This is a genomic window from Tardiphaga sp. 619_E2_N8_4 (assembly GCF_051810905.1).
Taxonomy (GTDB): Bacteria; Pseudomonadota; Alphaproteobacteria; order Rhizobiales; family Xanthobacteraceae; genus Tardiphaga; species Tardiphaga robiniae.
Window position 1 is genome coordinate 616,806 of sequence record NZ_JBPWQJ010000001.1, and the last position, 23,348, is coordinate 640,153.

At 62.6% G+C, this 23,348-nt stretch carries 20 protein-coding genes; 10 read left to right on the forward strand and 10 right to left on the reverse strand.

Annotated features, from left to right (window positions below; translation table 11 throughout):
- Position 1: 1 nt before the first annotated feature.
- Positions 2-928 carry a DMT family transporter gene (locus AB8A23_RS02930; protein WP_439056937.1) on the reverse strand — a complete coding sequence of 309 codons (927 nt, stop codon included), beginning with the start codon at positions 926-928 and terminating at the stop codon, positions 2-4.
- Positions 929-1,023: 95 nt separating this feature from the next.
- On the opposite strand from AB8A23_RS02930, the gene AB8A23_RS02935 reads away from it, so the two are divergent.
- Both AB8A23_RS02935 and AB8A23_RS02940 read left to right on the forward strand, forming a co-directional pair.
- Positions 1,024-1,887 (forward strand): LysR substrate-binding domain-containing protein, encoded by an 864-nt coding sequence (locus AB8A23_RS02935; protein ID WP_439056936.1) that lies wholly within the window; start codon positions 1,024-1,026, stop codon positions 1,885-1,887.
- A gap of 78 nt (positions 1,888-1,965) precedes the next feature.
- Positions 1,966-2,499, forward strand: a complete 534-nt coding sequence (locus AB8A23_RS02940) for an ureidoglycolate lyase (protein ID WP_439056935.1) — start codon at positions 1,966-1,968, stop codon at positions 2,497-2,499.
- A 24-nt stretch (positions 2,500-2,523) separates the two neighbouring features.
- Here the strand turns inward: AB8A23_RS02940 and pdeM are convergent, their stop codons facing one another.
- From pdeM to AB8A23_RS02960, 4 genes are all read right to left on the reverse strand, one after another.
- Entirely contained in the window at positions 2,524-3,219 is a 696-nt protein-coding gene (gene pdeM / locus AB8A23_RS02945; RefSeq protein ID WP_439056934.1) for a ligase-associated DNA damage response endonuclease PdeM, read from the reverse strand.
- Positions 3,220-3,296: 77 nt separating this feature from the next.
- Positions 3,297-6,011 carry a ligase-associated DNA damage response DEXH box helicase gene (locus tag AB8A23_RS02950; RefSeq protein WP_439056933.1) on the reverse strand — a complete coding sequence of 905 codons (2,715 nt, stop codon included), beginning with the start codon at positions 6,009-6,011 and terminating at the stop codon, positions 3,297-3,299.
- A 186-nt stretch (positions 6,012-6,197) separates the two neighbouring features.
- Positions 6,198-7,415: an ABC transporter substrate-binding protein gene (locus AB8A23_RS02955; RefSeq protein WP_231078378.1), complete on the reverse strand. Its 1,218-nt coding sequence runs from the start codon at positions 7,413-7,415 to the stop codon at positions 6,198-6,200.
- A 106-nt stretch (positions 7,416-7,521) separates the two neighbouring features.
- Entirely contained in the window at positions 7,522-8,742 is a 1,221-nt protein-coding gene (locus AB8A23_RS02960; RefSeq protein ID WP_439056932.1) for an ABC transporter substrate-binding protein, read from the reverse strand.
- A gap of 346 nt (positions 8,743-9,088) precedes the next feature.
- Here AB8A23_RS02960 and AB8A23_RS02965 point away from each other — a divergent pair, with 346 nt between their 5' ends.
- Together AB8A23_RS02965 and AB8A23_RS02970 are read left to right on the forward strand one after the other, a co-directional pair.
- Positions 9,089-10,438: an outer membrane protein gene (locus tag AB8A23_RS02965; RefSeq protein ID WP_175365907.1), complete on the forward strand. Its 1,350-nt coding sequence runs from the start codon at positions 9,089-9,091 to the stop codon at positions 10,436-10,438.
- Positions 10,439-10,635: 197 nt separating this feature from the next.
- Positions 10,636-12,006: an outer membrane protein gene (locus AB8A23_RS02970; RefSeq protein ID WP_439056931.1), complete on the forward strand. Its 1,371-nt coding sequence runs from the start codon at positions 10,636-10,638 to the stop codon at positions 12,004-12,006.
- Positions 12,007-12,195: 189 nt separating this feature from the next.
- Here the strand turns inward: AB8A23_RS02970 and AB8A23_RS02975 are convergent, their stop codons facing one another.
- Positions 12,196-13,128 carry a methyltransferase domain-containing protein gene (locus AB8A23_RS02975; RefSeq protein ID WP_439056930.1) on the reverse strand — a complete coding sequence of 311 codons (933 nt, stop codon included), beginning with the start codon at positions 13,126-13,128 and terminating at the stop codon, positions 12,196-12,198.
- A 74-nt stretch (positions 13,129-13,202) separates the two neighbouring features.
- Here AB8A23_RS02975 and AB8A23_RS02980 point away from each other — a divergent pair, with 74 nt between their 5' ends.
- From AB8A23_RS02980 to AB8A23_RS02995, 4 genes are all read left to right on the forward strand, one after another.
- Positions 13,203-14,243: a ligase-associated DNA damage response exonuclease gene (locus tag AB8A23_RS02980; RefSeq protein WP_439056929.1), complete on the forward strand. Its 1,041-nt coding sequence runs from the start codon at positions 13,203-13,205 to the stop codon at positions 14,241-14,243.
- Positions 14,240-15,916, forward strand: coding sequence for an ATP-dependent DNA ligase (locus AB8A23_RS02985; RefSeq protein ID WP_439056928.1), 1,677 nt, complete (start codon positions 14,240-14,242; stop codon positions 15,914-15,916). The genes AB8A23_RS02980 and AB8A23_RS02985 overlap by 4 nt, the downstream gene beginning before the upstream one ends.
- Before the next feature lie 86 nt (positions 15,917-16,002).
- The gene (locus tag AB8A23_RS02990; protein WP_068737958.1) at positions 16,003-16,308 is read left to right on the forward strand and encodes a DUF6460 domain-containing protein; all 306 of its coding nucleotides are present in this window, start codon (positions 16,003-16,005) and stop codon (positions 16,306-16,308) included.
- A 30-nt stretch (positions 16,309-16,338) separates the two neighbouring features.
- Positions 16,339-17,688, forward strand: coding sequence for an MATE family efflux transporter (locus AB8A23_RS02995; protein WP_439056927.1), 1,350 nt, complete (start codon positions 16,339-16,341; stop codon positions 17,686-17,688).
- Here AB8A23_RS02995 and AB8A23_RS03000 read toward each other — a convergent pair.
- The gene (locus AB8A23_RS03000; RefSeq protein ID WP_092140230.1) at positions 17,663-18,757 is read right to left on the reverse strand and encodes a quinone-dependent dihydroorotate dehydrogenase; all 1,095 of its coding nucleotides are present in this window, start codon (positions 18,755-18,757) and stop codon (positions 17,663-17,665) included. The two genes, AB8A23_RS02995 and AB8A23_RS03000, sit on opposite strands and share 26 nt — an antisense overlap.
- Positions 18,754-19,098: a DUF952 domain-containing protein gene (locus AB8A23_RS03005; RefSeq protein WP_439056926.1), complete on the reverse strand. Its 345-nt coding sequence runs from the start codon at positions 19,096-19,098 to the stop codon at positions 18,754-18,756. Before AB8A23_RS03005 ends, AB8A23_RS03000 begins: the two co-directional genes overlap by 4 nt.
- 237 nt (positions 19,099-19,335) lie before the next feature.
- On the opposite strand from AB8A23_RS03005, the gene AB8A23_RS03010 reads away from it, so the two are divergent.
- Complete coding sequence (locus AB8A23_RS03010) at positions 19,336-19,965, forward strand: S24 family peptidase (RefSeq protein WP_089266927.1); 630 nt, start codon at positions 19,336-19,338, stop codon at positions 19,963-19,965.
- An 83-nt stretch (positions 19,966-20,048) separates the two neighbouring features.
- The gene (locus AB8A23_RS03015; protein ID WP_089266926.1) at positions 20,049-20,549 is read left to right on the forward strand and encodes an SgcJ/EcaC family oxidoreductase; all 501 of its coding nucleotides are present in this window, start codon (positions 20,049-20,051) and stop codon (positions 20,547-20,549) included.
- Between the two features lie 63 nt (positions 20,550-20,612).
- On the opposite strand, the gene AB8A23_RS03020 is transcribed toward AB8A23_RS03015, so the two are convergent.
- Both AB8A23_RS03020 and AB8A23_RS03025 read right to left on the reverse strand, forming a co-directional pair.
- Positions 20,613-22,256, reverse strand: a complete 1,644-nt coding sequence (locus AB8A23_RS03020) for a lysine--tRNA ligase (RefSeq protein WP_439056925.1) — start codon at positions 22,254-22,256, stop codon at positions 20,613-20,615.
- 72 nt (positions 22,257-22,328) lie between these two features.
- Positions 22,329-23,210, reverse strand: coding sequence for a transporter substrate-binding domain-containing protein (locus tag AB8A23_RS03025; protein ID WP_420878639.1), 882 nt, complete (start codon positions 23,208-23,210; stop codon positions 22,329-22,331).
- Positions 23,211-23,348 lie beyond the last annotated feature (138 nt).

Sequence of the window (23,348 nt, forward strand, 5' to 3'; positions counted from 1 at the left end):
ATTACTCCTGTCGCAAGGGTACTGGTAAAGCGGCCGGTCTGGTGACGAGATAGATACCGAGGGCGACCGGGACGATCCCCAGGAGATCACGACTTTCGACATGCTCGCCGAGCACCATCCAGGCGAACAGCATGCCGAGGGGCGGCATCAGGAAGTGATAGGCGCTGGCAGCAGTGGCGCCGCAGGTCTTCAGGAGATGAAACCACAGTAGATAACCGAGGATAGAACCGCCCAATGTCAGGAATGCAAACGAAGCGATCAATCGCGCACTCGGCACGATCGCGCCAATATCGGAAAACGTGAGCGCCACCGGGATCAGCACCACGCCGGCCACAAGATTCTGCACGCCGTTGCCGAGCCACAGGCTGCCCTTCGGAGCCAGCAGCTTGAACAGGATCGTCCCGGTCACGATGGACGCGAGCGACGCCAGCGTGAATACGATGCCCTGCGCGCTGTCGGTGCCCACCGATATGCGGTGCCAGACGATCGAGGCGACGCCGGCGATGCCGAGCAAGAGCCCGGCGACCTTGCGTCCGGTGAGCGGCTCCTTCAGCAACAGTGCTGCGAACACAGCCGTAAACACCGGGTTTGCGCTGACGACCAGGCCACCGAGACCGGCGGAGATGGTTTGCAGGCCGGTATAGCCGAGGCCGAGATACAGCGCGTTATTGGCCAGACCGATGACGGCGTAAGCCGCAACATCGCGCCAGGACAGCGACCAGGCACCGCGGCGCAGGGCGGAAATGCCAAGGATCAGAACACCAGCGAGCGAGAACCGCGCGGCGAGCAAAATGAGCGGCGGGCAATCGGTGACGGCGATCTTCCCTGCGACGAAGGAGAAACTCCAAAGCAGACAGAAGATGCCGATATAGATCGGCAGCGGATTGAAGGCGGCACGAGGAACCGCGACTGACGGCGCGAGGGACATCGGAAATCTCCTTTGCCACCGGTCTATGCGCCCGCCTTCCCATTTGGAAATTAAATGATATACTTGTTGTCAGTTGAAAAACGAATGGACAGCCGATGCTGGATCTCGAACTCCTGCGCAGCTTCGTCTCGGTGGTCGATGCCCGCGGCTTTACCCGCGCCGGCGAGCGCGTTCACCGCACCCAATCCACCGTCAGCCAGCAAATCAAGCGACTGGAAGAGGATATCGGCCAGCCGCTGCTGAACCGCGCCGGCAAGGACGTGACCCCGACCGAAGCCGGCGAGCGGCTGCTGTCCTATGCGCGACGACTGCTGGCGCTGGCGGAGGAAGCTCGCGACGTACTGGCGCGCCCGACCAATGAAGGCGCTGTCAGGCTCGGCATCCCCGAGGATTTCGCGGCCTATCGCCTGACCGAATTGCTGGCGAATTTTTCGCGGTCGCGGCCCGGCTTGCGGCTCGACGTGCGCGCCGACCAAAGCACGTATTTGCGCCGCGATCTCGAACGCGGCGAACTCGACCTGGCACTGTTCAAGCGCGCCGCCGGTGAGAAAGGTGGCATTGCGGTGTGGCCCGAGCGGATCCATTGGGTCACGAGCAAGGCGCATCCGATCGACCCCGCCATCCGGTCGGTCCCGTTGATCGGCTTTCCCGCCGGCTGCCTTTACCGGACCCGCGCGATCCATGCCATCGAGGCGGCAGGCCGCAGCTGGCATATGGCCTATACGAGCTCCGGCCTCGCCGGCATCCAGGCCGCGGTCGCCGCCGGACTTGGCCTCAGCATCCTGTCCGACATGGCTATCCAGGCCGATCATCGCATTCTGACAGCGAAGGAAGGCTTCGCGCCGATCGACCAGACTGAAGTGACGCTGATGGCCGCGCCCGACGCGAGCCCGGCAACGCTGCGGCTTGCCGACCACCTCGCCGCGTTCTGCGATAGCGTGCAGGCGAAGGCGGCGTAAGGCCGCTCTTTCTTTTAATACTCGTCGGTTTGCAGGGCCATGAAGCCATGCTTCGGACGGGAGCCTCAGGAGCCCTCCATGCCGACATCCAACGCTGTTACTGTCGAGGCTCTGAGTCCCACATCGTTCGAGCCCTTCGGGTGGGTGCTCGGCAAAACCGATCCACTCAAAAAAGACGCGGTCGGTCTTCGAAGCCCGGCGAGCGATTTCTGGCACGAACACTTCTTTGATCCCGGCACGGGAGGCAACACCGAGGTCTTGTGGGTCGAGTATCGTGACAACAATCCGCTTGTCTCAAAGCTCGAAGTCCATCACATGACCCAGCAGGCGGTCGTGCCTCTCACGAAAGAGATCGTTCAAATCCTTTGCTTGAGTGACGCAAACCAGACGCCGGACCTGTCGACCCTCCGAGCTTATCGTTTGTCTCCCGGCGTCGGAATCTGCATGCGCGCCGGCGTTTGGCACGCAACGCGCGCCGACAATGCGACCTGCCTGATGCTGACCCGAAGCTCGACGACTGAGGATCTTATCGACCATCTCGTCAACAGCCAGCCCGCAAAGGAGACTGCCATCCTGGAAATCCCGCAGGTTCGCCTTCTCCTGGACGGGTAGAACGACGATGTATGAAATGTTGCTCTAGCAGCAGCGCGAGGCAGCAATGGCGTGCATACGCCGGTCGCCGAGCACATGGGCAACAAAGCCAAGGGTCTGGAAGATCCGCGCGAATGCCGCATCGCGGATGTTGAGCCCGCCGGCATAGGCGCCGAAGGCCGGCATCACCGCGCGGGCGCCGTCGCTCGCAAAGCAACGCCGTTCGACCGCGCGACCGCGCGTGCTGACGCGCGCCTTCGGATGCAAATGACCGGCAATCTCGCCTGCAGCACCGGTCGGCTCATGACGAAAGGTGATCGGGCCGATGGCGACTTCTTCCGCGACGGTGCCGCCGAGATCCGGCGGCAATGCGGGATCGTGATTGCCTGATATCCAGATCCAGTCACGGCGCATCTGCAATGCGGACAGCACCTCGCGATTGGCCGGGGACAACCGCTCATGGGCGTCACGGTCGTGGAAACTGTCGCCGAGCGCAATCACAATGCGCGGATCGTGACGCGCGATCACCGCACCGAGGCGACCGAGTGTTGCGATCGTATCGTAGGGCGGCAGCAGCACCCCGCGATTGGCATAGCTCGAGCCCTTTTCGAGATGCAGGTCGGACACCACGAGAAGTTTCTGCTCTTCCCAATACAAGGCGCCCGACAGGTCCGCAGCCAACGTGACGCCGGCGATGCTGACGGTGCTCATATCGGCGGTGATGATCGAATCGGCGTGCATGGTTCTTTTGTAGGATGGGTAGAGCAGTTGCGAAACCCATCAATAGCGCGGAACTGCAGCATGGGTTTCGCTTCGCTCTACCCATCCGACTGTCCAGAGGCCTCTTTCACGAGTTCCTCGGCGGCTTCCGCCAGGAGCTCGTCCGACGCTTCGCCGTATACCGCTTCACGGCCGATTTCCAGCATCACCGGCACCGCCAGCGGCGACACGCGATCGAGTTCCCGGTGAATGATACGGCCCTGGATGCGCGTCAGCATGTCGCTCAATCGCCGAATGTCCAGCAATCCCGTCGCAGCATCGGCCCGCGCGGCGCGCAACAGCACGTGATCGGGTTGATGCTTGCGCAAAACGTCGTAGATCAGGTCGGTGGAGAACAGCACCTGACGGCGCGATTTCTCCTCGCCGGTGAAACGCGTATGGATCAGCCCCGAGATCACCGCGCAGGTGCGGAACGTCCGCTTCATCAGCGCCGATTCCGCGAGCCAGGCTTCGAGATCGTCGCCGAGCATGTCGGGATCGAACAAAGCGGCGAGATCAAGCCTGTCCTGCCTGATCATGTGCGACGTGTCGCCGAGGCCCCATATGGCCAGCGCATATTCGTTGGCGACAAAACCCAGCGGCCGCGCGCGGGCGCGTTCAAGACGGCGCGTCAACAGCATGCCCAATGTTTGATGCGCGAGGCGGCCTTCGAACGGATAGCAGACGAGATAATGCTTGTCGGCGCGCGGAAAGGTCTCAACCATCAGTTCGCGCGTACCAGGCACATGCGAGACATGGGCCTGCAGCAACAACCATTCGCGCACCTGGTCGGGCAGGCCTTTCCAGGCGCGCTCATCGTCCAGCAGTTTGCGCACGCGTTCCGCGAGGTAGGTCGAGAGCGGAAACTTGCCGCCCATATAGGACGGCACTTTCGCGTCCTTGTCATGGGCGCGCGAGACATCGACCTGATCCTCGACCAGGGATTCATAGCGGACGACTTCTCCGCCGAAGACGAAGGTGTCGCCGACCACGAGGCCTTCGATGAAATATTCCTCGATCTGACCGAGCATGCGTCCCCCGCGCGCCAGCGCACCAGTGACACCCTTTTTGGCTTTTCCGCTGCCTCCGCGCACCAGCCGCACCTTCAGCATCGTGTCCTCGACGATGGTGCCGACATTCATGCGATACATCTGGCGCACCTTGGGATTGGTGACGCGCCATTTGCCCGAGGCGTCCTGCTTGATACGGGCGAAACGCTCATAGATTTTCAGCGCATAGCCGCCGGACGCCACGAACTCCACGGTATCGTCGAAGTCGACACGCGACAGTTCGGCATAGGGCGCCGCCGAGCGCACTTCGTCATAGAGATCGTCCGCGCGAAACGGTGCGCCGCAGGCGCAGCCGAGCACGTGCTGCGCCAGCACGTCGAGCGAGCCAGTCCGCAACGGCGGAGTATCCTGTGCATTTTCGGCAACGGCATCGATGGCGACGCGACATTCCAGCACCTCAAAACGATTGGCCGGAACCAACACGGCGCGCGAAGCTTCGTCGATGCGGTGATTGGCGCGGCCAATGCGCTGCATCAGCCGCGATGCCCCCTTGGGGGCGCCGACATTGATGACGAGATCGACATCGCCCCAGTCGACGCCGAGATCGAGCGACGAGGTACAGACCACACCGCGTAGTTTCCCGGCCGACATCGCGTCCTCGACCTTGCGGCGCTGCGCGACGTCAAGAGAGCCATGATGGAGCGCGATGGCGAGACCGTCGTCATTCATGCGCCAGAGATCCTGGAACAGCATCTCGGCCTGACTACGGGTGTTGACGAAGACCAGCGTCGTCTTGTTGGCCTTGATGAGATCGTAGATTTCGCCAAGCGCATGGCGCGCGGAGTGGCCGGCCCAGGGCAGACGTTCCCTGGTGTCGAGCATCTCGACCACCGGCTCGGCCGCGCCGCCGGCGACGACGATATCGGCCGAGACGCTTTCACCAACAGGCTGCGGCACCAGAAAGCGTGCCAGTGATTCAGGCTCGGCAACCGTTGCCGACAAGCCGATGGCGCGCATGTCGGGCGCGAGCTTCCAGAGGCGCGCAAGGCCGAGCGACAGTAGATCCCCGCGCTTCGACGTCACCAGCGCATGCAACTCGTCGAGCACGACGCGCTTGAGTGACGAGAACAGAAACGGCGCGTCGTCGGACGACAACAGCAAGGCCAGCTGTTCCGGCGTGGTCAGCAGGATGTCCGGCGGATAACGCCGCTGCCGCGCGCGGCGCGACACCGGCGTGTCGCCGGTGCGGGTCTCGACCTTGATCGGCAGCATCATCTCCGCGATCGGTGTTTCCAGGTTGCGCGCGATGTCGACGGCGAGAGCTTTGAGCGGGGAAATGTAGAGCGTGTGCAGGCCACCGGTGCGCTGAACGCCGCGGCCGGTGGAGACAAGGGCGTTTTTCCCCTCGCCCCGCTTGCGGGGAGAGGGTGGCGCGGACGCAGTCCGCGACGGGTGAGGGGGAGCTTCGGCGACCTCGGGAGTTTCAATTATGCGCTCCCCCTCACCCGACTTGTTCGCTGCGCTCTCAAGCCGACCTCTCCCCGCAAGCGGGGAGAGGTTAGACAGTTCCACCAGCGTCGGCAGGAAGCCGGCCAGCGTCTTGCCTGCGCCGGTCGGCGCGATCAGCAGCGCCGAGCGATCGTCGCGCGCCTTCTGCAGCAGCGCCAATTGATGTTCGCGCGGCGACCAGCCGCGCATGGCGAACCAGCGCAGGAAGTGATCGGGCAACAGGTCGGGTTTGGCGACGGATTTACGGGGCGGCACGCGTTAGAACTAGGCACTCTCAGCCGTCATTGCGAGGTCAAGGAAAGTTGCCGTGCAACTTTCCCCTAAGCCCTTGCGACGAAGCAATCCAGAAAACAGCAAGAGAGGACTGGATTGCTCCGCCCAAACGAAATTGGCTGCGCAATTTTCGCCGGGGCTCGCAATGACATGGAGAGACCTGTGGTCTTATTGCGTCACCGACTTGTCGGAGATGATCCAGTCCTTGCCGTCGAACCGCTGGGTGTACAGCGTCGCCATCGGAACATAGGCGTCATTGGTATAGCTGTAGCTCACCCCCGGCAACATTTGCGGAGCGCGGAAGCCGTTTAGGCCGATAGCCTGTTTCAGCACGTTCTCGTGGGTGAGCTCGTCGCCGCAGCGGCGCAAAATCTCTGCCATGGACACGGCCTGACCATAGCCGAAGAAGGCGATCGAATTATCGGCAGAGACCGTGGGCAGATATTTCGCGCGCAAAGCTTCGAACGCCACGATGTCGGGATCCTTGGCATAGAGCGGCGAACCAATATCCTTGCCATAGGCAATCGAGACGATGCCCTTGGCATTCTCCAACCCTGCCGCCTCCAGGATCGATCGGCCGGTGGAGCCCGCGGACAACAACTGCAGCGGCTTCCAGCCGAGCTCGACCACCTTGCGAATCGATTGCGACGTCGCCTTGCCGGTGGTGATGTTATAGAAGACATCGGCGCCGGATTTGGCGAGATTGATCAGCTGCGAGTCGATCGTGGGATCAGTGAGATCGTAGGTCACCTCGGCGATCACCTTCGCGGTGCCGCCGGCTTTCGCGAGTTCATCCTTGAACGGCCCCAGGAAATCCCGGCCGAAATCATCGTTCTGATAGAGGATGCCGACTTTCGCATTCGGATTCACGCTGACGGCATATTTGGCGAGAATACGCGCCTCGGTCGGATAGAGTGGCAGGCCGGCCATGGTCCATTTGTTGTTCTTCGGATCGTTCCACTTGGATGCGCCGGTGTTGAGCAGCAGCTGCGGTACGCCCTTGGAATTGAGATATTTGTGCACGGCCGTCTGCGGCGCTGTGCCGAGCGAGCCGTACAGAGCCAGGACTTCTTCCTGCTCAACGAGACGGCGGGTGGCCTCGACCGCCTTCGGCGCGCTGTAGGAATCGTCCATCGTCAGAAACTTGATCTTGCGGCCGTTGATGCCGCCTTTCTCGTTCAAGCTCTGAAAATAGGCTTCACCGACACGGCCCAGCACGCCATAGAGCGAACCGGGTCCGCTATGCGGAATGGTTTGTCCGATCTTGATTTCAGTGTCGCTGGCGCCTGGATCGTATTTCTTGTCGGCGGCGATAGCGGCCGTCACAGTCAGTGGCAACACGACGACGGCGACCCGCGCCGCAGACGCAAACAGTCCCTTGTTCATGGCGTTTTCTCCCTGATGATTTTTGATACGGCTCTTTGCGAGTCCGATTGGTCGTCTCCATCCCCGGCCTATCCGCCGGGGATGGTCGTTATTTTAAGATACGCGCTTACTGGCTCACCGGCTTGTCCGACAGATCCCAGTCGGTGCCGTTGAATGTGCCCACATAGAGCGCCTTGATGGTGGTGTAGTCGGTCGGCGTGAAGCCATAGGTGATACCCGGCAGGAACACCGGTGCGCGGTAGCCTTCCAGATTGGTGGCGTGCTTGAGCACGTTCTCGCGGGTGAGATCGTCGCCGCAGCGGCGCAGGATCTCCGCCATGGTCACGCCCTGCGAATAGCCCTGGAATGCGATGGTGTTGTCGGGATCGACATTCGGCAGATACTTCTTGCGCAGCTCCTGGAAGGCGATCACGTCCGGATCGTCCTTCCACTTCTCGCTGCCGACTTCCTTGGTGTAGGTCATCGCCACGATGCCCTTGGCATTCTCGGCGCCGGCGGCGTTGATGATCGAGCGGCCGCTTGATGTCGACACCAGGAGATGCAGCGGCTTCCAGCCGAGCTCCGCGACCTTGCGGATCGACTGCGACGTCGCCTTGCCGGTGGAGATGTTGAAGAAGGTGTCGGCGCCCGATTTCGCCAGATTGATCAGCTGGGAATCGATGGTCGGATCGGTGAGGTCATAAGACGCCTCGGCGATCACCTTCGCGGAGCCGCCCGCTTCGGCCAGAATCTCCTTGAACGAATTCATGAAGTCCTTTCCGAACTCGTCGTTCTGGTAAAGGATCGCGACCTTGGCATTCGGCTTGGCCTGCATCAGGTAGCGCGCGATGATCCGGCCCTCGGTCGAATAGATCGGCAGGCCCGGCGTAGTCCATTTGAACTCTTTCGGGTTGTTCCAGCGCGACGCGCCGGTGTTCAGCAGGAGCTGCGGGATCTTCTTGCTATTGAGAAACTTCTGCACCGCCGACTGCGGCGCAGTGCCCAGCGAGCCGAACAGCGCCAGCACCTCGTCCTGCTCGGCGAGCCGGCGAGTGGCCTCGACGGCCTTCGGCGCGCTGTAGGCATCGTCCAGCGACATGAAATTGATCTTGCGCCCGTTGATGCCGCCCTTTTCGTTCAGCATCTGGAAATAGGCGGCCTGTGTCCGACCGATCACGCCGTACAGGGAACCGGCGCCGCTATAGGGGATGGTCTGGCCGAGCTTGATCTCGGTATCGCTGGCACCCGGATCGTATTTCTTGTCTGCTGCGAAGGCCAAATGGGCCAGTACGGAGACAACTGCAGCGAGTGTTGCGGTCCTGAAGACGGACCTGTGGCGCGAAGGCATCTGGTGTTTTCTCCCTGAGACCCGCTTGTGCGGGTGTGTTTTTGTGACCCGTCGCGGCGTTGATCGCGGCTGTACGAGCTTGCCCTTATCCTCTGCGGGCGCGACAGGCTTGGCAATCCCTCATAGGTTGCCTCATGTTTTCCGTGGGTTGGCTATCGACAGGGTCTCTGCGCACCCAAACGTGACGAAATACGCATCGCGCCACGGACGTCTAAACGCTTATTTAACCGGCTTTTTTTGGCCGGCGCCCCTGCGGTTGCAATGTCGGACAGTGTGGCCGTCCGGATACAGCCAATATGGCCCGACTCCCCTATTCTAACGGTTCAAATCTGAATTGGGGTCGACCATGAAACGTATTCTTCTTGCGAGCGCCGCGCTGCTCGGAACCGCTGTGAGCGCGCAGGCTGCCGATCTGGCCGTCAAGGCCCCTTATTACAAGGCGCCCCTCGTCTCGGTCTATAACTGGACCGGCTTCTACATCGGTGTGAACGCCGGCGTCGGCATCGGCCGCGACCGCGTCACCCACAGCTACACCGGCGACTCGCTGTATCTCACGCCGCAGGGCGGCTTCGGCGGCGGCCAGATCGGCTATAACTGGCAGGGCGACTCGCTGCTCGGCCCGATCGTTTACGGCCTCGAAGCCGACATCCAGGGTTCGGGCCTCACCGGCGGTGGCGCCAATGTGGTTGGCCCGCTGCAGACCGTCTACGGTCAGAAGTCGGATTGGTTCGGCACCGTTCGTGGCCGCGTCGGTCTCGCAACCGGTCCGGTCCTGAGCTACTTCACCGGCGGTTTCGCCTACGGCAACGTCAAGACCACGATCACCGAAGGCGGCGTGACGGCGTTCTCGGACAGCCGCATGGCGACCGGCTGGACCATCGGCAGCGGCGTGGAAGCAGCGCTCGGCGGCAACTGGACCGGCAAGATCGAATATCTCTACCTGAACCTCGGCAACCGCTCTGATGCGTTCGCCACCCCCACCCAGCTCACCAACACCGAACTGCGTGAAAACCTGTTCCGCGTCGGTCTGAACTACCGCATCGGCGGCAACAGCGTTTACACCCCGGTCGCTGCGGCGAACTGGACCGGCTGGTACCTCGGCGGCAACATCGGTTCCGGCACCGGTCGTGATCGCACCACGCTTACCGGCGTCACCCCGGTTCCCGAGCAGTTCAACCTTTCTCCGGACGGCATCAACGGCGGTGCCCAGATCGGTTACAATTGGCAGGCATCGAACTGGGTTTACGGTCTTGAAGCCGACATCCAGGCTTCCAGCCAGCGCGACAACAAAACTGCCGTTGCTCTCGGCCTCGTCAGCTACGATCAGAAGCTGCCCTGGTTCGGCACGGTTCGTGGCCGCCTCGGCTACTCGGTCGGTTCGACCCTGTTCTACGCCACCGGCGGTTACGCCTACGGCGGCGTGAAGACCAAGATCAACGCACTGGGCGTGGAAGTTGCCAACGCTTCGACCACCAAGAGTGGCTGGACCGCCGGCGCCGGCATCGAGACCCCCTTCAAGCTGCTCGGCCTGTTCGGACCGAACTGGACCTCGAAGACCGAATATCTCTATGTCGACCTCGGCTCAGCTTCGACCACGATCCTTCCCGGCGTCGTCAGCGAGAGCAAGGTTACCGAGCACATCTTCCGCACCGGTCTGAACTATCACTTCAACAGCCCGGTTGTTGCGAAGTACTGATCTCAGCGACATTCGCTAAAATCGAAAACCCCGGCCTCGCGGCCGGGGTTTTTGTTTGCGCCCTGAACAACGCTGTTCCGAGAAAATTAACCACAAGGAACCCAATATCCAAATACCGCAATTTCTGGTCGCGCGGCTACAGACAGCATCTAGTTACCGCTTCATAATTCGACCAGAAATCTGAACTGGATCCCTTCATGAAAAGCCTCTGCCTCACGACCGCCGCGCTGTTGTCCCTGACCGCCGGTGCACAAGCCGCCGACATGGCCGCGAAGGCGCCGTACTACAAAGCGCCGGTAGTCGCCGTTTATGACTGGACCGGCTTCTATCTGGGCGTCAACGCCGGCATCGGGCTCGGCCGGGATCGTGCCATCCATAACAACGCATCTTTCGGGACCGAATCGCTTTACTTGTCGCCGCAAGGCGCTCTCGGCGGCGGTCAGGTCGGCTACAACTGGCAGACGGGCTCCATGCTCGGCCCGGTTGTCTACGGCCTCGAAGCCGACATTCAGGGCGCAGGCCTGAGCGATGACCGCACCAATCTGGGAAGCCCGTTCCTGTCGACCACCTACAATCAGAAGGTCGACTGGTTCGGCACCGTTCGCGGCCGCATCGGTCTGGCCACCGGTCCCGTGCTTGGCTACGTGACCGGCGGTTACGCTTACGGCAACGTAAAGACCAGCATCACCTTCGATAACTCCGGGACGGTCTTCTCTACCAACAGGATACAGAACGGTTGGGTCGTCGGCAGCGGCGTTGAAGCGGCCCTCGGCGGCAACTGGACCGGCAAGATCGAGTATCTCTACCTGAACATGGGGAACAACAGCTACGCGTTCGGCCCCCAGACGCTCAACACCGAAGTTCGCGAGAACATCTTTCGCGTCGGGCTGAACTACCGCGTCGGCGGCGCCGTTTACACGCCGGTCGTCGCAGCGGACTGGACCGGCTGGTATCTCGGCGGCAACGTCGGTTCCGGCACCGGCCGCGATCGCAGCAGCATCTCCAAACCAGGTGATCTGCCTGGCGACCCGGCCACGAGCCTGATCTTCAACCTCGCTCCCGACGGCATCAACGGCGGCTTGCAGCTTGGTTATAACTGGCAAGCCGCGAACTGGGTCTACGGTCTGGAAGCCGACATCCAGGCCTCCAGCCAGCGCGACAACAAGACCGTGATCGACTTCGGCAGCCTCGCCTATGACGCCAAGCTGCCCTGGTTCGGCACCGTTCGCGGCCGCCTCGGCTACTCCGTGGGATCGACCCTGTTCTATGCCACCGGCGGTTACGCTTACGGCGGCGTAAAGACCAAGATCAGCGAAGACGGCATCCAGGTGTTCAATGTTTCGACCACCAAGAGCGGCTGGACCGCAGGCGCGGGTATCGAAACCCCGTTCCGGCTGCTCGGCCTGTTCGGACCGAACTGGACCTCCAAGACCGAATATCTTTATGTCGATCTCGGCACGGCCTCGAACACCGTCAACACCACGACCGTCACGACCAACGTCACCGAGCACATCTTCCGCACCGGCCTGAACTATCACTTCAACAGCCCGGTTGTTGCGAAGTACTGATCACAGCGACATCTCCGATAGGCAAAACCTCGGCCTCGCGGCCGGGGTTTTTATTTGGTAGGACGCTTGGCGCTCACAGACGTATTGCCCGGCCGTCATTGTGCAAGGAGCCCTTGCAACGAAGCGACCGTCTTTTCGCTTCGATTCGGGATTGCGCCAGCAAACTTGCCCTGGCTGACCCCGACGGCGTTAAAGCCGACGCTTGATCGCGACGGCCACCAGTCCTGGCGCGGCAAGGCCGCGTTCCGTGCGAGACGAAACGTGTTCAAGATGAATGAGCGCCAGGCCGGCAGCTGCGATCAGGCCACGCAGATGATCTTCGCTCTGCGCATAACGCAAGCCCGCGCCGAGAGCGACACCGTCGCCGTCATGGGTCTCAGCCGTGAAGGCGAGCAACCCGTCTGGGACCAGCACGCGCGTAGCTTCTCGCAAAACCGGCGCAAGGTCGTGCAGATAGATCAACACGTCGGCTGCGATGACCAGCTCGACACTGCTATCTGACCGGCGGCACAAACCCTCGACGATCTCGGCCACTTCAAGCTCGGCGTAAAGCCCGGTGGCATGAGCGCGCTCGATCATGCGCGGCGACAGGTCGATGCCAATGATGGCTCCGGTGCAGGCGGCAAAAGCGCCGGCCGCCAGCCCGGTGCCGCAACCGAGATCGATGGCGCGGGGGAAGAGCATCACCCTATCCGTCGCAGCGCATGCGGCACGCACGGCGCCCAACAGGACCGCTGGTCCGCGATAACCGAGCGTATCGACCAGCGCGGCGTCGAACTTGGGCGCGTATTGATCGAACAGCGCCGTCACATAGGTCGCCGGCATGGCCGAGAGATCGTCAGCGCCGAGCCGCATCAACCGCAGACCAGCACCGTTGCGATCACCGGGATCGCTGGCCTGCGCGCGGCGAAACGCGGCGATGGCGCCGGCGGTGTCACCCAGCTGCTCCCGGACCTCCCCGAGCACGAACCATGCGGTGGCAAAGCCCGGCGCCAAATCAGTGGCCTGCTCGAACAGATCGGCCGCCGCCACCAGATCGCCCTGTACCTGCAGGTCGCGCGCATAGTCGAAACGCCGGTCGGCGTTCATATCGCCGGATGACATGAACAAGCGCGCAGGCATGGTGGGAACCGATCGGAGGGCGGGGCGTTCGCAGGATGACTCGAACCAACCCAAGGCGGACCTATATAACCGAGATGCGTCCGCAAGACATCCTTATCCCGGTTCCCGCCGGCCTTTGCTGCAAACCGGGCGGCTTCCATATCGACCCCGTCAGACCGGTCGAGCGCGCCGTGATCACCCACGGCCATTCGGATCACGCGCGACCGGGTCACGGCCATGTGCTGGCGACGCAGGAAACGCTCGACATGATGCGGCTACGCTATGGCGACAATTTCGCCGGCAGCACGCAGGCTATTGCCTATGACGAGACGGTCAGGCTCGGCGATGTCACGGTGTCCTGCCACCCCGCCGGGCATGTCCTCGGCTCCGCGCAGATGGCGGTGACCTGCAAGGATATCTGCATCGTCGCCTCCGGCGACTACAAGGACGCCCATGACCCGACCTGCACACCGTTCGAGGTGGTGCCCTGCGATGTGTTCATCACCGAAGCGACGTTCGGGCTTCCGGTGTTTCGTCATGGCAATGCCGCCGACGAAGTGAAGAAACTGCTGGCCTCGGTCGCGCTGTTTCCGGAGCGCGCGCATCTGGTCGGCGCCTATTCGCTGGGAAAGGCACAGCGGGTCATCAAGCTGATCCGTCAGGCCGGTTATGATGCGCCGATCTATCTGCACGGCGCGATGGAGAAGATCACGCACTACTATCAGAGCCGCGGCATCGATCTCGGCGAATTACGCCCGGTGAAAGGCGTCAGGAAAGCCGATCTCGCCGGCACCATCACGCTGGCGCCGCCGTCGGCCACATCGGATGTGTGGACGCGGCGCTTTCCCGATCCAGTCACCGCCTTTGCGTCCGGCTGGATGCGCGTGCGCGCCCGTGCGCGGCAACGCGGCGTCGAACTGCCGCTGGTGATTTCGGACCACGCCGATTGGGACGGCTTGATCGCAACAATCGGTGCGACCGGCGCCGGCGAAATCTGGGTGACTCATGGCCAGGAAGACGCGCTGGTGCATTGGTGCCAGAGCAAAGGCCTGACCGCTCGGCCTCTTGCGCTGATCGGCTATGGCGACGAGGAGGAGGAAGAGACACTTCCGCCCGGCGAAAGCGCCGAGGCATGAACCGCTTCGCCGAACTGCTCGATCGCCTGGCCTACGAACCCGGCCGCAACAACAAGCTACGGCTGATCACGGGCTATTTCCGCGAAGTGTCCGATCCCGACCGCGGCTACGCGCTGGCGGCACTGACAGGTGCGCTGTCGTTCAAGCATGCGAAAGCTGGATTGATCCGCGACCTCATCGCATCGCGAACTGATCCGGTGTTGTTTGAACTCTCTTATGACTATGTCGGCGATCTCTCGGAGACGGTTGCGCTGATGTGGCCGAAGGCCCAGGACATCGCGCGCAACAACCCGCCACCACCGACACTCACCGAAGTCGTCACCACACTCCGCACGCTCGGCAAGGCCGAATTGCCCGCACAACTCACCCGCTGGCTCGATGAACTCGATGAGACCGGGCGCTGGGCTCTGCTGAAGCTCGTCACCGGCGCGATGCGGATCGGCGTTTCGGCGCGACTGGCCAAGACCGCCGCCGCGGCGCTCGGCGACAAGGACCCGCATGACGTCGAGCTGATCTGGCCCGGCCTTGAGTCGCCCTATGGCGAATTGTTCGCCTGGCTCGAAGGTCGCGCGGAGAAGCCGGTCAATCGCGATCCGGCGCCGTTCCGCCCGGTGATGCTGGCACATGCCATCGAAGATTCCGACTTCGCCAATCTCGACGCGTCCGATTTTGTTGCGGAGTGGAAATGGGACGGCATCCGGATTCAGGCGGTCAGCGGCAAAGGCGATGACGACAGGATCGTCACGCGGCTCTATTCGCGCACCGGCGAGGACATCACCGGAAGCTTCCCGGACCTGACGCCATCGCTGCGTTTGCCCGGCGCGATCGATGGCGAGTTGCTAGTGCTGCGCGAGGGCCGCGTACAGTCATTCAATGTGCTGCAACAACGGCTGAACCGGAAAAGCGTGACGCCGAAGCTGATGAAGGAATACCCCATCCATCTGCGCGCCTATGACCTGCTCAGCGACGGCGAGACGGATTTGCGCGAACTGCCCTTCGAACAGCGACGAACCAAACTGGAAAGATTCATCACAGAGCTGGACGACGACAGGATCGATCTGTCGAACCAGATCCCGTTCGCAACATGGGATGCCCTCACCGCCGCGCGTGCCGATCCTGTCAGTGCCGGAGCCGGCGAAGATGCCGATGCCGTCGAAGGCGTAATGCTGAAGCGGCGCGATTCCGCCTATCTGCCGGGACGGCCGAAAGGCCAGTGGTGGAAATGGAAGCGCGATCCGCACATCATCGACGCGGTGCTGATGTATGCGCAACGCGGCCACGGCAAGCGCTCGTCCTATTATTCGGATTACACCTTCGGCGTCTGGACCGCAGGCGAGAGCGGCGACCAGCTGGTACCGGTCGGCAAAGCCTATTTCGGCTTCACCGACGAAGAGCTGCTGCAAATCGACCGCTTCGTTCGCCGCAACACCACCGAAAAGTTCGGCCCGGTCCGCCACGTCACCCACGAACCTGACAAGGGGCTGGTGCTGGAAGTTGCCTTTGAAGGGCTGGCGCGCTCGCCCCGGCACAAGTCGGGTGTCGCAATGCGGTTTCCCCGCATCAGCCGGCTGCGCTGGGACAAGCCGCCACGTGAGGCCGACCGGCTGGAGACGCTGGAGCGCATGCTGAAGGCGGAGACCACAATTGCGCCGCCCGAGCCTGCGACGCCTTGACGGTCCATACTTGACGAACGAGCCGGGTTCCCCATTTGCGTGGGACCACCTATGATCAGCGCGCGATTTGCGCGCAGGAGACCATGATGCAGCCAAATGAGACCCGGGACTTGCCGGCCAACAATGACGGCCTGGCGCGCTTCCTCGGCGGTTCGCCGCTGGCGGTACTCGGCCGGCTGATCCTGCTGTCGATCCTGGTCGGCGTCGTTCTCGCCGCCATCGGCTTCGATCCGTGGAACATTGTCACCAGCATCCGCCGCCTGTTCCAGTGGGTCTATGACCTCGGCTTCGATGCCATCAATGGCCTCTGGCGCTACTTCCTGCTCGGCGCCGTGATCGTCGTGCCGATCTGGCTGATCATGCGGCTGTTCAGCGCCCCCCGCGGCCGCTGAGACGCGCATCATCCGCTTCAGGTTGCATTGATGTCGTCGGGATTGTCCGTCACCAACAGGCGCGTCTTTGCCATTGCCGGCCCGGCCATGCTGGCCAATCTGACGACGCCTCTGATCGGCATCGTCTCGACCGCGGCAATCGGCAGGCTTGGCGACCCGCACCTGCTCGGCGGTGTGGCTTTGGCCTCCGTGGCATTCGACTGCATTTTCTGGCTGTTCGGATTTCTGCGCATGGCGACGGTTGCCTTCACCGCACAGGCGCTTGGCGCCGGTGACCGGATCGAGGTGCGCGCTATCCTGCTGCGCGCGTTGATGCTCGGAGCAGCGATCGGGCTGACGCTGATCATCTTGCGGACACCGCTGGCGGCGCTGGTGTTCCGCATCATGGGCGGCAGCGACGCCGTCACATCCGCCGCACGCCAGTATTTCTTCATCCGACTCTGGTCCGCGCCGCTGATGCTCGGCAACTATGTCATTCTCGGCTGGCTGGTCGGCCAGGCGCGCACCGGGATCGCTCTGGCACTGCAGGTCGGCATCAATCTCGCCAATATGGCACTCACCTCCCTGCTGGTCCTGCAATTCGACTTTGGCGTCAGCGGCGCAGCACTGGCCACGGTGATCGCGGAAACCGCGGGCTTTCTCGCCGGCCTCATCGCCATGTGGAAAATCCTGGGCGGCCGCATCGATGTGCCGCGCGCGATCCTGTTCGACCGCATCCGGCTACTACGGTTGTTCGCAGTCAATCGCGACATCATGATCCGTACGGCAGCACTGATTGCTGCATTTCTCTTCTTCACGGCGCAGGGCGCCCGTGCAGGCGACCTGACCCTGGCTGCCAATGCAGTACTCAACAACTTCGTCATGATCGGCTCGTTCTTCCTCGACGGCATCGCCACCGCCGCCGAGCAACTCTGCGGTCAGGGCACCGGCGCTCGCGACCGCAAGCAGTTTTCCCGGGCCGTAAAGCTCGTCCTGATCTGGAGCACGGCATTCGGCATCGCTGTCACGTTGCTATTCGTGCTGTTCGGCGGCGCGCTGATCGATTTCATCACCACCAGCCCCGAAGTTCGGCTCGCTGCGCGGAATTACATGCTGCTGGCAGCGCTGGCGCCCGCCTGTGGCGTCCTCGCTTACGCCTATGACGGCATCTATATCGGCGCATCGTGGGCGCGCGACATGCGCAACCTGATGCTGCTGGCGTTAGCGATTTACATCGCCGCATGGTTCGCACTGGCCAGCCTTGGCAATACCGGACTATGGCTCGCGTTTCTGGTGTTCATGCTGTCGCGCGGCGCGTTGCAGGCGCTGCGTCATCCAGCCCTGCTGCGACAGTCGTTTCCGCAGCAGGCCTGGCTTACGCCGGCCAGTCTTCCGCTGTGATCGTCGCCGCATCGGCGCCGACGATTTCCGACAGTGAATCACGGCCGGTGCGCAGCAGCGTCGAGGACAGGTCGGCCTTGATGCTGTCGACAAGGCCGACGCCTTTATAGACCAGCGCCGAATAGAGCTGGATCAGGCTCGCACCCGCGCGAATCTTGGTGAGCGCCGCACCGCCGCTGTCGATGCCGCCGGCGCCGATCAGCGGAAATGCACCTTCGACACGTACGAAGGTCTCCGCCACCATGCGGGTGGACAGCCTGAACAAGGGCCGCCCTGACAATCCGCCCTGCTCTTTCGAGCGTACCTGTTCGCGCAAGGTCGAGGGACGGCCGATCGTGGTGTTCGCGACGATCATGCCATCAACGCCGCGCGAGCGCGCGACATGGACGACATCGTCGAGGTCGGCGAGGCTGAGATCGGGCGCGATCTTCAGCAACACCGGAGAATCTCCCGCATTCTTGCGAACGCGCTCACGCGCATCGATCACCCGCGCCAGCAGATCGTCGAGTTCGGCGGCCTGCTGCAGATTGCGCAGGCCCGGCGTGTTCGGCGATGACACGTTGACGGTGAAATAGCTCGCCACCGGCGCAAAGGTCTCGATCAGCCGCACATAATCCTGCGTGCGATCGGGCGAATCCTTGTTGGCGCCGACATTGACGCCGACGATACCGCCATTCTGCGCACGTGCAGCCAGCCGACGCAGCACGACCTCCGCACCGTCATTGTTGAAGCCAAGCCGGTTGATGACCGCTTCGTCACGCTCCAGCCGAAAGATGCGCGGGCGTGGGTTGCCGGATTGCGGCTTCGGCGTCACTGACCCGATCTCGGCAAAACCGAAGCCGAGACGGAGCAGCGCGTCCGGCACCTCGGCATTCTTGTCGAAGCCGGCGGCGATCCCCACCGGATTGGGGAAGTTCAGACCGAATGCACGGACCGCGAGTTTCGGATCGTCCGGCCGCGGGCGGGCGTAAGGCAGCATGCGCAACCCGCGGATCGCGAGGCGGTGCGCGTCTTCGGCGTCGAGCATACGCAGCATCGGCAGGGAAAAGGCATCGAAAGCGCGGATCACGATTTGAGCTCCGGAATGTCGTGGTTGCCGTCGGAGCGCGCACGCAGATCCATGACGGCCGTGACGGCGCCGAGATCGAGTTCGCCGTAGAGATGCGGGAACAGATCGCCGCCGCGGGATGGCTCCCAGCGCAGGGCATCGCCGAGTGCGTCTGCGTCCACAGCGACCAGAAACAGGCCGGTCTGGCCGAAATAATACTTCCGGAGCGTCTCGGGGAGCTGTGCCGCGGTCGAGAAGTGGATGAAGCCGTCCCGGGCATCGTCGGCGCTGCCGCGATAGGTGCCCTGGCGCTCAGCCTCGCGCCAGCTCGAGGCCGGACAGATTTTATAGATGGTGCGCAACCGCCCAGACTTCCAATTTGGTTGAATCAGCTGTTTTCGATGTGGTGTGGACGCCCAGTCGCGGGATTCGATGGCTGGAGCCGACAGTCGACCGTATCGGCGCCCCCCCTCCACTTCAAGGCTGCACATTTTTTTCAAATGCCTGTTGCGAAATCCGTGCATTCACGGCAATAATTCCTAGATTTCGCCACGATTCACCGCCCCGCAGAAATCCGGGCCAAGGGACCGAAACCGATGATGCTCTCGCACGCCCAGATCTGGAACGCCCTCGACCGCCTCGCAGAGCGCAACGGCATGTCACCCTCCGGCCTTGCGAAGAAGGCGGGGCTCGACGCCACGACCTTCAACAAATCCAAGCGCATCACCAACGACGGCCGCGAACGCTGGCCGTCGACGGAGTCGGTCTCGAAGGCGCTGACCGCAACCGGCGTGACCATCGACAGCTTCGTCACGCTGATCGAAGGTACCAAGCGCATCGTGCAGTCGGTGCCGCTGCTCGGCTTCGCACAGGCCGGCCATGGCGGCTACTTCGACGACGCGGGTTTTCCCGCCGGCAGCAAGGGCTGGGACGAAGTGGGCCTGCCGTCGGTGAATGACGAGCACGCTTATGCGCTGAAGATCTCCGGCGACTCGATGAAGCCCGCTTATCGCGACGGCGACATCATCGTCGTCTCGCCGGAAGCGCAGATCCGCAAGGGCGACCGCGTCGTGGTCAAGACAAAGGACGGCGAGGTGATGGCGAAGGAATTGAAGCGCCGAACCACGAAGATCATCGAGCTGCAGTCGCTCAATCCGAACCATGTAGACCGCAGCTTTCCGGCCGCCGACATCGCCTGGATCGCGCGCATCGTCTGGGCGAGCCAGTAACCGAACACACTCTGGACTGGCGTCCGGCCACCGAATGATCTATGCGAGTTCCCTATCCGAAACTCGCAACCTTCGGTGGCGCCATGAAAACCAGAACAATCGTTGCCGGCGCGATCGCGCTAGCCCTCGTTAGCGCAGGTTCTCTCGCACATGCGAAGCCCATGACCTGCGCGGTCGTCACGACAAAGCAGATCGAAGCGCTATTCGACCGCTGGAATGCCTCGCTCGCAACGCTCGACCCCGCCAAGGTCACCGCCAATTACGCCTCGGACGCGGTGCTGCTGCCGACGGTGTCGAACACGCCGCGCACCGACAGCGCGTCGATCCAGAGCTACTTCGTGGATTTCCTGAAGAAACACCCACAAGGCAAGATCGACACGCGGACCGTCAAGATCGGCTGCAACATGGCATCCGACGTCGGCACCTACACCTTCACGCTGTCCGGCAAGTCCCCCAGCGATACGCAAATCGTCAAGGCCCGCTACAGCTATGTCTATGTCTACCGCGACAAGAAATGGCTGATCGCGCACCACCACTCGTCGGCAATGCCGGAGCCTGTCACGCCGGCAGCAGCGCCAAAATAGGCATCAAGAAAAAGGCGCGCTCCGTCAGGAAGCGCGCCTTTGACGTTTCGCAGGGCGTGAGCCTCAGGCCGAGCGCGCCAGCGTGCCGTCGATCATATTGATCGCATTCTGCACGCCATAGACCGCGACGAAGGACCCGAAGCGCGGACCCTTCTCCTGGCCGAGCAGCACTTGGTACAGCATGTTGAACCAGTCGAGCGAGACGCCGGGCCGGCCATCCTTGGCGAGCTTCTTGTGATCAAGGAACGGCTCGCGGCGGCCGATCTCATAGACCGCGTTCTGGATGTCTTCCGGCGTGGCCTCCGCCGGCAGTTGCGACAGTGCATCGCGCAGATCCTGCAGCGCCACGCGCTCGACATCGGTGGGCTCGCGGAACGTCTTGGTCGGCGCCACAAAGTCCCGATAGTAGTTGATGGCATAGCCGACCATCGCGTCGAGCCGCGGATGCGTCGCCGCGGAGACGCCCGGCCGATAACGCCGGATGAAGCCCCACAGGGTTTCGGCATTCTCGGCATTCGACGACGACACCAGCGTCAGCAGCAGTTGGAACGTGACCGGCATATCCGCCACCGGCGGGGCGCCAGCGTGAATGTGCCAGGCCGGATTGGACAGCCGCTGCTTGGGATCCTGCTTCGCATAGCCTTCGACGAACTGCTGGTACTCGTCGACATTGCGCGGAATCACGTCGAAGAACAGCCGCTTGGCCGCCTTCGGTTCGCGATACATGAACAGCGACAATGACTCCGGCGACGCGTAGCGCAGCCACTCGTCGATGGTCAGGCCGTTGCCCTTCGACTTCGAGATCTTGCCGCCCTTGTCGTCGAGGAAGAGCTCATAGTTGAAGCCTTCCGGCGGCGTGCCGCCAAGCGCAGCGCAGATCTTCCCCGACAGCTTTACGGAATCGATGAGATCCTTGCCGGCCATTTCATAGTCGATGCCGAGCGCCGCCCAGCGCATCGCCCAGTCGGCCTTCCACTGGCACTTCACATTGCCGCCGGTGACCGGCGTCGTGACTTCTTCGTTAGTGTCAGGATCGACATAGGTGACGGTGCCGGCAGCCACGTCGCGCCGGATCATCGGCACCTGCAGCACCACACCCGTTGTCTTGCTGATCGGCAGGAACGGCGAATAGGTCGCGCGGCGATCCGGGCCCAGGGTCGGCAGAATGATGTCCATGACCTTGTCATAGACCGCGAGCATCTTCTGCAGCGTCGCGTCGAACCGGCCGGATGTGTAGTAGTCGGTCGACGAAGCGAATTCGTAGTCGAAGCCGAACTGATCCAGGAAGACGCGCAGCCGTGCATTGTTGGCCGCACCGAAGGACGGATATTCGTTCGAGAACGGATCCGGCACCCGCGTCAGCGGCTTGCCGAGATGCGCGGCCAGCATGTCCTTGTTCGGCACATTGTCCGGCACCTTGCGCAGACCGTCCATATCGTCCGAGAAGGCGATCAGCCGGGTCTTGATCTTGTCCTCGGTGAGTACGCGGAAGGCATGGCGCACCATGGTCGTGCGCGCGACCTCGCCGAAGGTGCCGATATGCGGCAGGCCCGACGGACCGTAGCCGGTCTCGAACAGCACTTCATCTTTCGGCGTTTTCTTCAGACGTGCCACCAGCGCCTTCGCCTGCTCAAACGGCCAGGCGTTGGAAGTCTCGGCGAGCGCGCGCAACTCGCTCGGGCTCATGGTGGGGTCTAGCGTGGACATCGTATTTTGGGCCTCCGGGCCGCGGAACCTAGCGGCTCCGCACCGAAATGCCAAACCGCGGGATGAGAAAATTCAGAAAGGGCTGACCGAGAAATAACGCAGCCACAAATCGGTGTAGCGGCCTTTCTCCCAGACCCGGAACAGGGCCCAGTTCAGCGCCTGTCGCAGCGTGTCGTTGCCTTTGCGGACGGCGATGCCGATGCCCTCACCGAAAAAGCGGCTTTCGATGAAGGGCCCGCCGCTGAAGGCGCAACAATCGGCGGAATCGCTGCCGTTGATCCAGAAGGCAAACGAGATCGCATCGCCGAAGATGAAATCGACCTCGCTGCGTTTCAGCGCCTGGCGTAGCGCATCGTCGCTTGGAAAAGGCACCAGCACCGCATCGGTGAACATCGCCTTCAGATAGGCCTCATGGGTCGAGCCCGCGATCACGCCGACCTTCTTGCCTTCGAGATATTCCGGGCGGATCTCCGGCATCACCGCATTCTTGCGGGCCACGAAGCGCGCCGGCGCACGGTAATAGGGATCGGTGAAATCGACGCGGGCGCGAATCTGCGGCGTCACCGCCATGGAAGCGATGATCGCGTCGCCCCGGTTGCTGGAAATGGCATCGAGCAACGTCTCGAAGCGGCGCATCTGCACCGTGCAGGTGACCTTGATCTCCTCGCAGAGAAGACGCGCGAGATCGACGTTGAAGCCCGCCGGATTGCCGTCGGGGCCGGTGAAATTGAACGGCGGGTAGTCGGTCTCGGTCAGGAACCGGATCACGGTGATGCGCGACAGGTCCGGCCGGTCCGGACGGCGACGCGGATCCCAGAAGCCCGGCACGGCCTGCGGACCGGGCTGGCTCACAGCCGGAGCCGACGTCTGCGCCAAAGCCGGTGCGGCCGAAAACAGCGACATCCATGCGGCCAGCAAAGCGCCAAGGGTCAGCGCAGTTGCGCGACACTTCATCAGCGGTATTTGGTTGCGGGAATTAACCATCTGTGGTTGCATAGGGTGCTTCCGGATCGCGGTCTTATAGACCATCCGGCGCGAGACGCGAGTAGCGTTTGTGGTGTGAGGGCGTTGCATGGGGGTGCAGCAATCTTC